At 72.5% G+C, this 15609-nt stretch carries 13 protein-coding genes; 6 read left to right on the top strand and 7 right to left on the bottom strand.

What is annotated here, in order from left to right; genetic code table 11:
- Positions 1-22 precede the first annotated feature (22 nt).
- The 6 genes from AMK25_RS10570 to AMK25_RS10545 are packed head-to-tail and all read left to right on the top strand — an operon-like array spanning position 23 to position 6703.
- Positions 23-883 carry an IclR family transcriptional regulator gene (locus tag AMK25_RS10570; RefSeq protein ID WP_073827986.1) on the top strand — a complete coding sequence of 287 codons (861 nt, stop codon included), beginning with the start codon at positions 23-25 and terminating at the stop codon, positions 881-883.
- Positions 876-2075 carry a CaiB/BaiF CoA transferase family protein gene (locus tag AMK25_RS10565; RefSeq protein ID WP_073827985.1) on the top strand — a complete coding sequence of 400 codons (1200 nt, stop codon included), beginning with the start codon at positions 876-878 and terminating at the stop codon, positions 2073-2075. The genes AMK25_RS10570 and AMK25_RS10565 overlap by 8 nt, the downstream gene beginning before the upstream one ends.
- Positions 2076-2106: 31 nt before the next feature.
- The gene (locus tag AMK25_RS10560; protein WP_073827984.1) at positions 2107-2946 is read left to right on the top strand and encodes a cyclase family protein; all 840 of its coding nucleotides are present in this window, start codon (positions 2107-2109) and stop codon (positions 2944-2946) included.
- Entirely contained in the window at positions 2939-4345 is a 1407-nt protein-coding gene (locus AMK25_RS10555) for an MmgE/PrpD family protein (protein WP_073827983.1), read from the top strand. The genes AMK25_RS10560 and AMK25_RS10555 overlap by 8 nt, the downstream gene beginning before the upstream one ends.
- A gap of 22 nt (positions 4346-4367) precedes the next feature.
- Positions 4368-5831, top strand: a complete 1464-nt coding sequence (locus AMK25_RS10550; protein ID WP_073827982.1) for a dihydroorotase — start codon at positions 4368-4370, stop codon at positions 5829-5831.
- Positions 5832-5842: 11 nt separating this feature from the next.
- The gene (locus AMK25_RS10545; protein WP_073827981.1) at positions 5843-6703 is read left to right on the top strand and encodes an HpcH/HpaI aldolase/citrate lyase family protein; all 861 of its coding nucleotides are present in this window, start codon (positions 5843-5845) and stop codon (positions 6701-6703) included.
- Positions 6704-6866: 163 nt separating this feature from the next.
- Here the strand turns inward: AMK25_RS10545 and AMK25_RS10540 are convergent, their stop codons facing one another.
- The 7 genes from AMK25_RS10540 to AMK25_RS10510 all read right to left on the bottom strand — a co-directional run bounded on the left by AMK25_RS10540 (position 6867) and on the right by AMK25_RS10510 (position 15503).
- Positions 6867-7766: an ROK family protein gene (locus tag AMK25_RS10540; protein ID WP_073827980.1), complete on the bottom strand. Its 900-nt coding sequence runs from the start codon at positions 7764-7766 to the stop codon at positions 6867-6869.
- Between the two features lie 95 nt (positions 7767-7861).
- Positions 7862-9316, bottom strand: coding sequence for an argininosuccinate lyase (locus AMK25_RS10535; protein ID WP_073828628.1), 1455 nt, complete (start codon positions 9314-9316; stop codon positions 7862-7864).
- 47 nt (positions 9317-9363) lie between these two features.
- Entirely contained in the window at positions 9364-10185 is an 822-nt protein-coding gene (locus AMK25_RS10530) for a creatininase family protein (protein WP_073827979.1), read from the bottom strand.
- Complete coding sequence (locus AMK25_RS10525) at positions 10173-11921, bottom strand: ABC transporter permease (RefSeq protein WP_073827978.1); 1749 nt, start codon at positions 11919-11921, stop codon at positions 10173-10175. Before AMK25_RS10525 ends, AMK25_RS10530 begins: the two co-directional genes overlap by 13 nt.
- On the bottom strand, positions 11918-12991 hold the full coding sequence (locus AMK25_RS10520; RefSeq protein WP_073827977.1) for an ABC transporter ATP-binding protein: 1074 nt from the start codon (positions 12989-12991) through the stop codon (positions 11918-11920). Before AMK25_RS10520 ends, AMK25_RS10525 begins: the two co-directional genes overlap by 4 nt.
- Positions 12992-13051: 60 nt before the next feature.
- Positions 13052-14104, bottom strand: a complete 1053-nt coding sequence (locus AMK25_RS10515) for an extracellular solute-binding protein (protein WP_073827976.1) — start codon at positions 14102-14104, stop codon at positions 13052-13054.
- Between the two features lie 250 nt (positions 14105-14354).
- Positions 14355-15503: an ROK family transcriptional regulator gene (locus tag AMK25_RS10510; protein WP_073827975.1), complete on the bottom strand. Its 1149-nt coding sequence runs from the start codon at positions 15501-15503 to the stop codon at positions 14355-14357.
- Positions 15504-15609 lie beyond the last annotated feature (106 nt).

Here is a 15609-nt window from a genome sequence, read left to right as displayed (position 1 = left end):
CGTCGACAGTGGAGGAGAGAAGATGATCACCACAGCGGTTGTCGAGAGCGCCACCGCCGGCCGGACCCGCTCCGGCCTCGGACGCGCCCTCGACATCGTCAACATCATCGCCGAACGGGCGCCGGAGACCCTCGGCGTGTCGACGATCGCGCGGGAGCTGGGACTGCCGAAGGCGGTTGCGCACCGGATCCTCAAGGAACTGGTGGCCGACAGCTTCCTCACCTTCAACGAGGAGACCAAGCGGTACCGGCTGGGCAGCGGCGCGCTGGCGGTGGGCCTGGCCGCGCTGCGCGCGCTGGACGTGCCGGACATCGCACGCCGGTACCTGGTCCGGCTGGTGCGCGACACCGGCGAGACCGCGACGCTGTCGGTGCGGCAGGGCTGGACCCGCGTCTACATCGACCAGGTGCTCTCGCCGCACGAGGTACGCATGTCGGTGTCCCTGGGCACCAGCCACGCCCTGCACTCCGGGTCGTCGTCGAAGGCGATCCTCGCGGCGCTGCCGGACGCGGAGGTCGAGGACTACCTCGACCATCACCCGCTGGACGCGGTCACGTCGGCCACCATCACCTCCACCGCGAAGTTGCGGTCCGAGCTGGGCCGGGTCCGCCGCCTGGGGTACGCGGTGAGCATGGGCGAGCGGCAGAACGGCGCGGGCAGCGTGGCCGCGCCGGTGCGCTACGCGACCGGGCAGGTGTTCGGCTCGATCTCGCTGTGCGGGCCGCAGAACCGGTTCACCCCGGAGGTGTGCGCCGCGCACGGGGCGCTCGTCGCCGCGGCGGCGGCGGAGATATCCGCCGAACTGGGTTTCCGGCCGCCGGCGCAGCGTGCCGCCGGCCGAACGGGTCAGAAACAGAACTGGGGAGGTGGAACAGGTGAGTGACGGACCGCTGACGGGCCTGCGCGTGCTGGACGTCTCGACGATTCTCGCCGGACCGCTGTGCTGTCAGATCCTCGGCGACTACGGCGCCGACGTGGTGAAGATCGAGCACCCGACCATGGGTGACAGCATGCGTGGCCACGGCAAGACCAAGGACGGCCATCCCCTGTGGTGGAAGGAGATCTCCCGCAACAAGCGGCTGGTCGGGCTGAACCTGTCCGCGCCGGACGGCGCGGCGCTGCTGCTGCGGCTGGCCGAGCGGGCCGACGTGCTGGTGGAGAACTTCCGCCCGGGCACGCTGGAGCGCTGGGGCATCGGCCCGGAGGAGCTGCACCGGGTCAACCCCGGCCTGGTGATCGCCCGGATCACCGGTTTCGGGCAGACCGGCCCGTACGCCTCCCGCGCCGGGTTCGGCACGCTGGCCGAGGCGATGAGCGGCTTCGCCCACCTGACCGGCACGGCGGACGGCCCGCCCACGCTGCCCGCGTTCGGTCTGGCCGACAGCATCTGCGGCATCGCCACCTCGTCCGCGGTGATGATGGCGCTGTGGCACCGGGAGCGTTCCGGCGGCCGGGGCCAGGTCATCGACATGAGCCTGCTGGAGCCGATCATGACCGCGGTCGGCCCGGGTCCCACCGTCTACGACCAGCTCGGCGTGGTGGAGCAGCGGCAGGGCAACCGGTCGACGAACAACGCGCCCCGCAATACGTACCGGACCAAGGACGACTCGTGGGTAGCCATCTCCACCAGCGCCCAGGCGATCGCCGAGCGGGTCATGCGGCTGGTGGGCCACCCGGAGGTGATCGACGAGCCGTGGTTCCGCACCGGCGTCGGCCGGGTGGCGCACGCGGACCTGCTCGACGAGTACGTCGGGTCCTGGATCGGTGAGCGGACCCGCGACGAGGTGGCCGCGGCCTTCGCCGAGGCCGGCGCCGCTGTGGCCCCGGTCTACAGCGCCAAGGACATCGTCGAGGACCCGCACGTGCAGGCCACCGAGATGATCACGAAGGTCGACGACCCGGATCTGGGCACGATGCGGATGCACAACGTCATGTGGCGGATGTCGGAGACGCCGGGCCGGATCCGCTTCACCGGCCGCTCCCCCGGCGCCGACACCGACGCCCTGCTCGTCGAGGAACTCGGCTGCGACCCGGCCGAGATCGCCGACCTGAAAGCCCGTGGCGTCGTCGCCTGACGACGCCGACAGCCGAAACGCGAGGAACCCCGTGGGCACCACTGCCAGAACCGCCGACCGCCTGCTCGACGCCGTGCAGGCCGGCGTCACGATCTACGACCTGGGCCGGCGCCTGACCGTCGGCATGCCGCAGTCACCGAACCACCCGGCGTTCGGGCTCACCCTGCCGCGCCGGCACGGTGACATGGTGCGTGCCGACGGCGGCTCCGCCGCCAACGACCTGCTGGTCATGGGCACGCACGTCGGCACGCACGTCGACGCCCTCGCGCACGTGTCCCAGGACGGCCGGCTGCACGGCGGCGCCGACGCCGCCGCGGCGCAGGTCGGCGGCCGGTTCGACGAGCTGGGCGTGCACACCGTCGCGCCGATGGTCCGCCGCGGCGTGCTGCTGGACGTGCCCGCCACGCTGGGCCTGGACAGCTGCGAGGCCGGCTACGAGATCACCCCGGCCGACCTGGACGCCACCGTGTCCCGGCAGGGCACGCCGGTGGGCGCGGGCGACGTGGTGCTCATCCGCAGCGGCTGGGGCCGGCTGTTCGACCACGAGGACCGCAACCAGTACATCGGCAAGGACTCCGGCGTACCGGGGATCGGCGCGGACGGCGCCACCTGGCTGGCGCAGCGGGGCGTGCACGCGGCCGGCGCGGACACCATCGCCTTCGAGTGCCTGCCGCCGGGCAAGGGCCACAGCACGCTGCCGGCGCACCGGATCCTGCTGGTGGAGCACGGCATCTACCTGATCGAGACGATGGCGCTGGAGGAGCTGGCCCGCGACGGGGTGCACGAGTTCACCTTCGTCCTGGCCCCGCTGCCGCTGTACGGCGCCACCGGCTCCCCGGTGCGTCCGCTGGCGGTGGTCAGCCATGGCTGAGCCGACCCTGGGCCAGCACCTGGCCGCCTTCGCCGCCGACACCTCCGCCGCGACGCTGCCCGACGAGGTGGTCGCCAGCGTCCGGGCCCGCGTGCTGGACGTGCTCGGGCTCTGCGTGGCGGCGCAGCCGCTGCCGACCAGCCAGGCCGCGCTGGCCTACGTCGCCGAGCAGGGCGGCCGTGGCCAGGCCACCGCCGTCGGCGTGGACGAGAAGGTCCCGGCCGCGCTGGCCGCGTTCGCCAACGGCGTGCTGGCGCACTCGCTCGACTACGACGACACTCACCTGCCGTCGGTGCTGCACCCCAGCGCCACAGTGGTGCCGGCCGCGCTCGCCGCCGCCGAGATGTCCGGCGCCTCCGGGCAGGAGACGGTGGCCGCCATCGCGGTGGGCCTGGAGGCGTGCGTACGCCTCGGCATGGCCGGCTACGACCCGGCGGCCGGCAACTCGGTCTTCTTCGAGCACGGCCAGCACGCCACCTCGATCTGCGGCACGCTGGGCGGGGCGGTGGCCGCGGCCCGGCTGCTGAAGCTGGACGCGGGCGGCACGCTCGACGCGCTCGGGGTGTCCGCCTCGATGGCGGCCGGGCTGATCGAGTCCAACCGCAACGGCGGCACCGTCAAGCGGATCCACTGCGGCTGGGCCGCGCACGCGGCGGTCAGCGCCGCACAGCTGGCCCGGCACGGCGTGACCGGACCGCCGACCGTGCTGGAGGGGCGCTTCGGCTTCTTCCAGGCGTTCCTGCGCGGCGAGTTCGACGGCGACGAGATCGTCCGCGGGCTCGGCTCCGAGTGGGCGGTTCCCGGCATCTTCTTCAAGCCGTACCCGGCGAACCACTTCACCCACGCCGCCATCGACGCGGCGATCGCGCTGCGCGAACGCGGGCTGCCGCTGGACGAGATCGAGTCGATCACGCTCGGCGTGCCCACGCCGACGGTGCGCACCATCGGCCAGCCGATCGAGCGCAAGCGCGCTCCGCAGACCGGCTACGAGGCGCAGTTCAGCGGCCCGTACGCGGTCGCCGCCGGCCTGGTCGGCGGCGGCGGTCTCGGCGTGGAGCTGGCCGACTTCACCGACGCCCTGGCGCACGACCCGCAGCGGCGGGCGCTGATGGCGCGGGTCGACGTGGTGGCCGACGAGCGGTGCGACAAGATCTTCCCGCACCAGTTCCCGGCGGTCCTGCGCATCGTCACCCGGGACGGACGTGAGTGGGTGCAGGAGGTCCTGGCCAACCGGGGCGGCCCGCAGCGTCCGCTGAGCGACGCCGAGCTGGCGGTCAAGTTCCGCACCAACGCCGCTGCCCTGCCCGAGGCCACCGCCGCCCGCATCGCCGACGAGGTCCACCGGCTCGACCAGGCCCCCGACGTCCACGGCCTGATGGGCCTGATCAACCGCCGCTGAACCGAGCACGAGGAGCAACACCATGAGCACCTACGACCTGCTGTTGACAAACGTCCGCGTCGTCCGGCACGACCGGCCCGAACCCGAGCTGATGGACATCGGCGTCACCGACGGGCGGATCAGCCGGATCGCTCCGCGCATCGACGCCGCCGGGGCCGCCCAGGTCGTCGACGGCGGCGGCCGGCTCGCCTTCCCCGGCGTGGTCGACGCCCACCAGCACTGGGGCATCTACAACCCGCTGAGCGAGGACGCCGTCTCGGAGAGCCGCGCCTCGGTGCAGGGCGGCGTCACCACGGCGCTGAACTACATGCGCACCGGGCAGTACTACCTCAACCGCGGCGGCCGGTACGCGGACTTCTTCCCCGAGGTCCTGGCCGCGACCGAGGGCCGCTCCTACATCGACTACGGCTTCCACCTGGCGCCGATGTCGCGCGAGCACATCGGCGAGGTGCCGTCGCTGGTGGAGGAGCACGGGGTCACCTCGTTCAAGATCTTCATGTTCTACGGCAGCCACGGCCTGCACGGCCGGTCCACCGACCAGAACTCGTTCCTGATGATCCCGGAGGGCGAGCGGTACGACTACGCCCACTTCGAGTTCGTGATGCGGGGCGTCCAGGCGGCCCGGGAGCGTTTCCCCGAGCTGGCCGACGAGATCTCGCTGTCGCTGCACTGCGAGACCGCCGAGATCATGAGCGCGTACACCAAGCAGGTCGAGCAGGACGGCACGCTGCGCGGGCTGGAGGCGTACCACGCGTCGCGGCCGCCGCACTCCGAAGGACTGGCCGTGTCGATCGCGTCGTACCTGGCGCACGAGACCGGGCTGCCGAAGATCAACCTGCTGCACCTGACCTCGGAGAAGGCGGTCGACGCGGCGCTGCGGATGGCGCGGGCGTTCCCGCACATCGACTTCCGCCGCGAGGTGACCATCGGTCACCTGGTCGCCGACATCGACACCGCGCACGGCCTGGGCGGCAAGGTCAACCCGCCGCTGCGCCCGCGCGCCGACGTCGAGGCGCTCTGGGGGTACCTCCTGGACGGCAAGATCGACTGGGTGGTCAGCGACCACGCCTGCTGCAAGGACGAGGTCAAGTTCGGTGAGCCGCGCGACGACATCTTCGTCGCCAAGTCCGGTTTCGGCGGCGCCGAGTACCTGCTGCCCGGCCTGGTCACCGAGGGCAACCGGCGCGGCCTGTCGTACCAGCGGGTGGCGGAGCTGACCTCGTGGAACCCGGCGCAGCGCTTCGGCCTGCGCAACAAGGGCGCGCTGGTGCAGGGCTACGACGCCGACATCTGCCTGGTCGACCCGAACTCGACCTGGACGGTGCGCGCGGAGGACTCCGAGTCGACGCAGGAGTACACGCCGTTCGAGGGCTTCGAGCTGACCGCCCGGGTCACCGACACCTTCGTCCGCGGGCAGCACGTGCTCGTCGACGGCAAGGTCGCGGGCGAGCCGGCCGGCCGCTACCTCGCCCGCCCGCAGCGGTAGGGGAACGACTGATGGCGGCGGTGGCGCGCAGCTACCTGTACGTGCCGGGCGACCGGGCGGACCTGCTGGACAAGGCGGCCGGGCGGGGCGCGGACGCGCTCGTGCTCGACCTGGAGGACGCGGTCACGCCGGCCCGCAAGGCGCAGGCCCGGGAGACGGTCGCCGGGTTCCTGGGCGCCGCCGCCCCGTCCGGACCTGAGCTGTGGGTGCGGATCAACAGCGACCAGGTCGAGGCGGACGTCGAGGTGCTCTCGAACGCGGCGGCCGGGGTCTGGGTGCCGAAGGCCGAGCCGGAGCTGCTCGCTGAGGTCGACGCCGCGCTGACCCGGGTGCAGCGGCGGCTCGGCCCGGACGCCCCGGCGTTCCGGGTGGTGGCGCTGATCGAGACCGCCCGGGGCGTGCTCACCGCGCCGCGGGTGGCCGCCGCGCCGCGGGTGCTGCGGCTCGGCCTCGGCGAGGCGGACCTCGCCGGTGAGCTGGGGTTGCAGCCGGGGCCGGACCGGGCGGAGTTCGCGCCGGTCCGCTCCCAGATCGTCGTCGCGTCGGCCGCGGCCGGGATCGCCCCGCCGGTGGGGCCGGTCGAGACGACGCTGCGCGACCCGGAACGGCTGGAGCGGACCACCCGGGCGCTGCTACGGCAGGGCTTCCGGGCCCGCAGCGCCATCCACCCCGGGCAGATCGCGACGATCAACGAGGTGTTCACCCCCACCGAGGCCGAGGTGGCCTCGGCGCGGGCCGTGCTGGAGGCGCTGGAGCGGGCCGAACGTGGCGGCTCCGGGGTGGCCACCGACGCCGACGGGCGGCTGCTGGACCGGGCGGTGGTACGCGCCGCCGCCGAGGTGGTGCGCCGCGCCGAGGCGTCCGCCGGCTGAACCACGTCCGGGCCGGGGACCGTCTGCGGGTGCGACGCCGCCGGTCCCCGGCCCGGCGCACGTCCAGCGCGGGTACGCCGCCGGTTCTCCCCCTGCGTCGAGAACGGACCGGGCGGGGCGCCCCACCGCGCCCCGCCCGGTCCGTTCTGCGCGCCCGGCCCGTTCAGACCACGGCGGGCTGGACCTCGGTGGCCATGGCGAGCGAGCCGAGCAGCGCGGCGTCCTGCGCGAAGTCCGACAGCACGATCTCCGGCGGGTACGGCAGCGTCCGGGTGAGCCGTTCGGTCAGCAGCGCCCGCACCAGATCGTTGCCCGCGACGCTGCCGACCAGCACGATCCGCTGCGGATCGAGCAGCAGGCAGCACGTCACCAGTTGGCGGGCCAACTCGTCGACGCGCAGGCGGAGCTGGTCACGGACCGGGCCGGGCTGCTCCGCGGCCGCGCACAGGCCGGCCGCGCGGCCGTCCACGCCCAGCCGCTGCGCCAGCTCGTCCAGGGCCCGGCCGGAGAACGTCGCCTCCAGCATCGGTTCCAACCGGGGCGGCCAGCTGTTGTCGGTCAGCCCGTACGCGATCTCGCCGGACGCGCCGTGGCGGCCCGGCAGCACCTCGCCGTTGACGGTGACCGCCGCCGCCACCCCGGTCCCGAGCCCGACGACGAGTCCCGGATCGGCGTCGCGCAGCGCCCCGAGCCGCAGCTCGGCGTAGGCGGCGGCCTTCAGGTCGTTGGTGACCCGCACGTGCGCCAGGCTCAGGTGGGCGCGGACCGCGTCGGCCAGGCGCAGCTGCTCCCAGCCGGGCACGTTCGGCGCCAGTTCGATGCCGTCGTCGTGGACCACGCCGGGCGAGGCGATGCCGGCCGCGACGATCGTGCCGCCGGTCTGCTCGGCGAGTTCGCGGGCCCGGTCCAGCGCCCGGGTGAGGGCCTGCTGCGCGCCCTGCTCGGCATTGGTGGGCAGGCGCTCGGAGACGAGCAGCCGGCCGTCGACGTCGCCCACGCCGATGGCCATCTTGGTGCCGCCGAAGTCGATGCCGAGCAGGCGCGGATTTGCCGGTCGTTCCATGGTGATGTCAGATCGCCCTTCGGGCCGTCGGTCCAGATCACGTGGTCGCCGCGACACGACGTCCGCGACCACGGCCAGCTGCGTCTGTCGCCCCGTCACGGGCCTACCCTCGCCGCGACCGCCTCGGCGAGAGCCGTGTCGGCACGGGTCAGCCGCTCGCGCAACTCCTGCGCCCGCTCCTGCACCGCGTCGAGCATTGTAGACAGTCGCCCGACCTGGTCCCGGACGGCCGCCTCGCCGGGGCCGTCGGCCTGGGCGCGGCGCAGCACGAGTTCGGGGCGGACCGCGGCGGCCAGCAGATCCCGCACCGCGGCGTCGTCGAGCGTCAGACCGAGCTCGGTGGCGGTGGACCGGACCAGCTCCCGGGTCCAGGTGGCGGGCGCGCCGCCGCGTACCAGGCGGCCGAGCAGCGAGTGGGCGCCCCGGAACGGCACGCCGTGGCGGGCCAGCGCGTCGGCCGCGGCGGTGGTGGTGGCGCCCGAGGCGACGATCTCCTCGCCCGACGGCGGGCGCAGCGGGTCCAGCTTCGCGATCAGGCCGCCGAGCAGCGAGAAGAACCGGTACGCCCGGTCGTCGCCGTCCCAGAGCCGCGCCTGCACGTCGGTGGTGGCGTTGTTGGAGTCCTCCCACCAGGCGGCGCCGACGTTGTTCAGCACGCTCGCCGCGTCGGCCGCCGCGGCGCCGGCCATCGAGACGAGGTGCTCCAGCACCACCGGGTTGCGCTTCTGCGGCATGATGCTGCTGCCCTGGGTGAACTCGCCGGGCGTGACCACCCAGCCCCAGCTCAGCCAGTCCATCAGCGTGCGGGCCAGCCGGGCGCCGGTGGCGAGCGACTGCGCGTTGAGCGTGGCGACCCGGACCAGGTGGTCCGCGCCGGCCACGGCCTCGTACGAGTTGACGATCAGCTGGTCGAAGCCGAGCAGGTCCGCGAGCCGGCGAGGCGAGATGTCCAGATCGGTGCCGGCGAAGGCGCAGGAGCCCAGCGGCGACCGGTTCATCTCGTCCAGCAGGTCGGCGTACGCGGCCGCCTCGCCCGCCAGCGCCTCGGCGTAGCCGGCGAAGACGTGCCCGATGCTCGTCGGCTGGGCCGGGCGGCGGTGCGTGTAGCCGGTGACCACCACGTCGGCGTGCCGGTCCGCGCGGTCCAGCACGGTACGGCCGGTGGCCAGCAGCGCGTCGAGCACCTGGAGCAGCTGCTCGCGCAGCACCATCCGGAAGACGCCGGCGTCGAGGTCGTTGCGGCTGCGCGCGAGCTGCACGCTGAGCTGCGACACCTCGATGCCGGCCGCGGCGGCGAGGCGCTTCTCCAGCGTGTAGTACACGTCCTCGACGCTGCCGTCGTACTCCAGTTCCCCGGGCCGGTCACCGGCGAGGGCGACCAGGCCGCGCAGCATCGTCGCGGCGGCCTCGTCGGAGATCAGTCCCTGCTCGGCGAGCATGACGACGTGGGCCTTGCTGGCCGTGACCATCGCCGGGTAGAGGTTTGCGACGTGGTGCTCGAACACCACGCGGAGGTGGTGCTGTTGATAGACGGTCAGTGACGGGCTCATGGTGGCCTCCCGAGGTGGTGCGTTGTCGTGCGGCGTACCGCGCGTGGTCATCCGGTCGTCTGGCCCGGCCGGTCGGCGCCGGGCGGTCCGGGCAGCGGCGCGGCCAGCCACGCCTCGACCAGTTCGCGCAGCCGGGCGCCCGCGGTGACGCGGATCCGCTCGCCGGCCTCCTCGCGGGCCAGCGAGACATGCCCCGACCAGCCCTGCCACGGGTCGGGCCGCGACTCCACGAGCACGTACGGGTACGGGGTGGGCAGTTTCGGCTTCGGCGGCAGGTCCGGCGCGGCGTCCAGGCGCACCGCGTCCGGGTCGAAGCCCAGCACCGCTGAGCTCTCGTACGCGCCGCCGTGTCCCCGGGCCGGCAGCTCACCGAACATCTCGGCCGTCTCGTCCGGGCCGACGAGCTGGAACCAGTTCACCAGCATCATGCTGGCCCGCTGCCGGCCGGACACCCACTCCATCGCGGCGCGGACGGTGGACATGTTGGCGTCGTGCCCGTTGACCACGAGCACCCGGGGGAAGCCCGCCTCGACGATGCCGGCGAGCACGTCGGCGAGGTAGCCGACGGCGATCTCCGGCCGCAGCGCCACGGTGCCCGGCCACTGCCGGGTCTGGCCCGGGCAGGCGGCGTACGGCGTGGCCGGGAACAGCACCGCCCGGGCCGACCCGGTGGCCAGTTCCCCGGCGAAGCCCTCGGCCAGGATCAGGTCGGTACCGATCGGCAGGTGCGGACCGTGCCACTCGACCGCGCCGACCGGCAGCACCGCCAGGTCGGCAGCCCCGGTCACGGCGGCGAACGCGTGCCCGGGTACCCGGGTGACCGGGAGCAGCCCTCCCCCGGTCCGCCACCGCTCGATCAGTTCGTCCACTGCTCGGCCCTCCGGGTCGCGGTCCGGCTGGTCTCCAGCCGCCCGGAGAACCACATCACCACGAAGATGAGCAGCACCTGGAGCATGCCGTAGGCGGCCGCAGTGCCCAGCTCGAAGCTGTACATCCGGTTGTTGATGGCGACCGAGATCGGCACCGTCGACGAGGTGTAGATGAGCACCGAGGCGACGAACTCGCCGACGCCGTGCACGAACGCCAGCAGCGCGCCGGCGAGCACGCCCGGCAGCATCAGCCGCACGGTGATCGTGTAGAACGCGCGCAGCCAGGAGGCGCCGAGGTTGCGGGCGGCGTCCTCAAGCGACGGGTCGATCAGCGCCAGCGTGGCGGAGCTGGACCGGAACACGATCGGCAGGAACCGCACGAAGTAGGCCAGCGGCAGGATCCAGAACGTACCCACCAGCACCTGCCCGAAGCTGAACGCGTTGCCGGTGCTGAACGCCGAGATCAGGTTGATCGCCACGACCGTGCCGGGCAGCGCCCAGGCGATCATCACGGCCACGTCGAGCAGGCCGCGCCCGACGAACTTCAGCCGCCGCACCGCGTACGCGACGAGCACGCCGATCACCACGCAGCCGACGACCGCGAGCAGGCTCATCTGCACCGAGTTGAGGATCGGCTCGAACGCCTTGGGGTCGGTGAAGATGGTGACGAAGTTCTCGAACGTGTACGTCGGCGGCAGCACCTCGGTGGTCCAGGACCGGTCCGCGGAGAAGGCGACGAGCGCGATCGCGGCGACCGGGGCGAGCAGGACCAGCGTGGCGAGCACCGAGGCGAGCGGGGCGAGCCAGCGGCCGATCGGGTTGGTGATCTCCCGCCGGACCGCCGAGATGCCCTTGGACTGCGACTGGTAGTTGCGCCGTCCCTCGTACCAGCGCATCGCCAGCAGGAAGATGATCGAGACGATGCCGAGCACCGAGGCGTACGCCGAGGCCATCGGCAGGTCGCCGTTGGTGCGGTTGATGTAGATCTGCATCGTCATGGTCTGGCTGACGTTGAACAGCAGCGGCGCCGTGTAGGACGCCAGTGACGTCATGAAGACCAGCAGCGACGCCGAGATCAGCGCGGGGGTGAGCATCGGCAGCAGGACCGTGCGCCACACGCGGAACCGGCCCGCGCCGAGGTTGTACGCCGCCTCCTCGACCGACGGGTCCATCCCGGCCAGCGCCGCGGACGCGGCCAGGAAGAAGAACGGGTACATGGTGAACGTGTGCACCACGAGCACCCCGGCGATGCCGTCGAAGGCAAGGACCGGCTTCTCGGTGCCGAGCAGCGCCTGCAGGCCGCGCGGCACGATGCCGATGTTGCTGTAGAGCAACTGGAAGGAGACCGCGCCGATCAGCGGCGGCAGGGCCGCCGGCACCAGGATGATCGCCTCGATGAGCCGCCGGCCGCGGAAGTGGAACCGCTTGAGCAGGAACGCCATCGTCACGCCGACGATGCCGCAGAGCAGCACGCTCGCGGCCGAGATGAACAGCGAGGTGAACAGCGACTCGCGGGCCACCCCGGAGGAGGAGAGGAACTGGAGGTAGTTGTCCGTGCCGTTGGCGCTCACGCTCTCGCGGAAGGTGGCGAACATCGGCTGGACGACGAAGCCCCAGAGCACCAGGACCAGCGGCAGCACCAGCACGTACGGGAACCACCGGGCGTTGGTCCCGCCGGCCAGGCGCCGGCCGAGGGCCACCGCCCAGCCGGGGGCGGTTCGGGTCGCAGCGGTCACGGCTTGACCACCCAGAGGCGCTCCGGTACGAGCCGCAGACCCACGACGTCGCCGAGCTGGAGGCCGGCCGGCGCGTCGATCAGGGCCGCCATCACCTCGTTGCCGTCGACGTCGACGCTGATGTTGGTGGCCATGCCGGTGAACTCGACGTGGCTGATCCGGCCGCGCATGGCCGCCGTGTCGTCGTCGCCGCCGAGCGCGACGTGCTCGGGACGCGCGGAGACGAGCGCGGTGTCGCCCGCGCCGAGCCCGTGCCCGGCGGGGGCGCCGACGTCGATGGTGGCGCCGCCGGGCAGGCGTACCGCGACGCTTGAGTCCGTCGCGCCGGTCACCGGCAGGCTCAGCACGTTGCTGCGCCCGATGAACCGGGCCACGAACGCGTTCGCCGGCTTGTAGTAGATCTCGTGCGGGGTGCCGACCTGCTGGACCCGGCCGGATTCCATGACCGCGATCCGGTCCGACATCGCCATCGCCTCGGCCTGGTCGTGCGTGACGTAGATCGAGGTGGTGCCGCTCTCGCGCTGGATGCGCCGGATCTCGGCGCGGGTCTCCTCGCGCAGCTTCGCGTCGAGGTTGGACAGCGGCTCGTCGAGCAGCATGGTGCGCGGGCGGATGACCAGGGCCCGCGCCAGCGCGACCCGCTGCTGCTGGCCGCCGGAGAGCGCGTCGATGCGCCGGTCGCCGTACCCGGAGAGGTGCACCTGGGCGAGCGCCTCCTCGATCCGCCGGGCCTGGTCGGCGCGGGAGACCCGGCGGACCTTGAGCCCGTACGCGACGTTCTGCGCCACGGTCATGTGCGGGAACAGCGCGTAGTTCTGGAACACCATGCCGGTGTCCCGCTTGTTCGGCGTCCAGTGGGTGACGTCGTCGTCGCCGAAGTGGATGTGACCGGAGGTCGGGAAGTAGAAGCCGGCCACCATGCGCAGCGTCGTCGTCTTGCCACAACCGCTCGGCCCGAGCAGCGTGAAGAACTCGCCGGCTCCGATGGTGACGGTGACGTCATCGACCGCCGCGGAGTCGCTCGACTTGGCGAAGCGCTTACTGACCGCCGTCAGTCGGACATCGATCATTTCGTGGTCCTTCCAGGACGGAGCCGGGCCGTGCCGGAGCACGGCCCGGTCCTGAGCGTCTTAGCCCTTGCCCTTGATCTGGGCGTTCCAGTGGGTGATCCAGGCGGTCTCGTTCTTGCCGATCACGTCCCAGTTGACGTCCATCGGCTTGAGGTCGAGTTTGGTCAGCCACTCGGGCTTCTCGGCGATCTCGACCGCGGGGATCTGGAAGTAGTCCTTGGCCAGGCTGGCCCGCAGCGAGTCGTCGAAGAGGAACTCGAGGAACTTCTTCGCGCCCTCGGTGTTGCCGCCCTTGACGGCGGCCACGCCGTCGACGAGCACCGGCGCGCCCGAGGCCGGCATGACGTAGCCGAACGGCATCTTCTCGTTGGCCTGCAGCAGGATGTCCTGGAGGTTCCAGGCGCTGACCACGCCCTGCTCACGCGACATCTTCAGGTAGAGGTCGCTGGGGTTGGCGGCGTACTCGACGGTGTTGGCGTCGAGCTTGCGCAGCCAGTCGTAGCCGGGCTGCGGGTTCGACCCGTCGGGGGTGTAGCGCTGGATCATCGAGGCGTAGATCGAGCGCATGGTGCCGGAGGCGGCCACGTCCCGGATGATGATCTTGTCTTTCCACTTCGGGTCGACCAGGTCGTCCCAGTCCTTCGGCGCGGTCTCCGGGGTCAGCGCCTTGTTGTTGTACATGATGACCTCGGGCAGCAGGATCTCGCCGAACCAGCGGCCCTCGGCGTCCTTGTACCGCGCGTCGATCTTCGAGGCGAACGACGGCTGCCAGGACTCCAGCAGCCCCTCGGACGCGCCCGCGGCGAGACCCTGCTGGGTGCCGCCCCACCAGACCGACGCCTGCGGGTTGGCCTTCTCGGCGCGGACCCGCTCGAGCACCTCCTGGGCGCCCATGTTGAGCACCTCGACCTTGCCCTTGTACTCGGGGTTCTTGGTCGTGAACTGCTCCACGACGTAGTCGGTGACCGACTTGTCGCGGGCGCTGTAGATGACGACCTTCTCGGCCGGCGCGGCGCCGGAGGAGCCGGTGTCCTTGTCGTCGTCGCTGCTGCCGCACGCGGTCACGGCCAGCAGCGCGCTGAACGCGACGGCCAGGGCCAAACGACGTTTCATTGGTACCTCCATTTTGCGGGGGAACTATCGGAAGCGGAGAAAGACGGTGTGTGCCGGGGGCGCCGGCGGCGTGCGCCGGCTCCCCGGGGAGGGGGTCGAAGGTCCGCGGGTCGCGCCCGGGGCGGGGCGCGCCGCATCGCGCCGCGACCGGTCGTCCGGGATACGGACGCGGTCGCCGCGACGGTGACTGTGGAGTGGGGTGTCGGGTCGGAGGGAGTCGGGGTCGTCGGGGGCCGGGGTCGGGTGGTGGTCAGGGAAGCGAGGAGCGGGGCACCGCGGCCGAGAGCGCGTAGCTGATCGCTCCGTGCAGCACTGCCTGGTCGCCGAGGGTGGCCCGGCGTACCTCGGTGGGGGCCGGGGTCCGGGCGGAGACGAGGGTCTGAAGCTGGTCGAGGGCCGCGTCGTCGAGTTCCGCGGCGGCGCCGCTGAGCAGCACCAGTCCCGGATCGACAACGCAGGCGCAGGAGAGGATGAGCCCGGCCCAGGCGCCGAGGACCTCGTCCAGGTACTCGCGGGCGGGCGACGACGTCGCGGCAAGCCGGCTCAGCTCCCGTACCGGCGACTCGGGCCGCCGGCCCGGGTTGAGCGCGACGACCCGCTCCGCGATGGCGTTCACCGACCACCGGGCCTCGAAGTCGCCGACGCCGCTGTAGCGGCGCTCGGTCGTGCCGCCCAGCGGCAGGAAGCCGACCTCGCCCGCGGCTCCGCTGGCGCCGCGGCGGACCTTGCCGTCGAGCACGAGGCCCGCGCCGATGCCGTCGGCGACGTGGATCAGCAGCAGGTTCGCCACGTCCGCGCCGGCGCCGGCGACGCACTCGCCGGCGGCCATGAGGTTGACGTCGTTGTCGACGACCACGGGTACGCCGAGCCGCCGTTGCACGGATTCGCCGATCGGCCACGCCTCGACCAGTCCGACCGACGGCGCGAGGCGTACCGCGCCGTTGCTGGACACGCCGGGCACCGCGATCGCGACGCCGCGCAGCGAGGGCAGGTTGTCGCCGACCAGGTCGAGGACGAACTCGCAGACGGTCTCCACCACGTTCGCGCCGAGCCGCGCGACGCGGTGCGCGATGACCGCGCCCTCGCTGTCGGCGATCTCGCAGCTGATCCGGGGCGGCTCCAGCGACACCGCCGCGACGAGTTCGGCGCGGGGGTTGAACTCGAGCATCTCCCGGGGGCGGCCGGTGGTGGGCGCGCCGGGCCCGCGTTCGATGAGGTAGCCCTCGGCGACGAGCTCCCGCACGAGCGCGGTCACCGTGGCCGCCGAGAGGCCGGTCATCTCGGCCAGGTCCACTCGGGACAGCCGCCGGGCCTGCCGGGCGGCCAGAATCACCGAGAGACGCTTGATCTCACGGGACCGCTCACGGCTGACCGGGCTGGTCGGGGCTTTGTCAGACACGCTTTCTTCCTAGTGAGAAAAAAGTGCGGCGTCAAGTAACGAGATGATCTCGAAGCTCCGACCAGGGAAATTTTGGGAAGCCGCAAGCCGGGCGCGCCGGGCCACC

The organism is Micromonospora sp. TSRI0369 (assembly GCF_001905625.1).
Taxonomy (GTDB): Bacteria; Actinomycetota; Actinomycetes; order Mycobacteriales; family Micromonosporaceae; genus Micromonospora; species Micromonospora echinospora_A.
The sequence above is the reverse complement of the archived record's forward strand: the minus strand, read 5'-3'. Positions and strand labels throughout refer to the sequence as shown.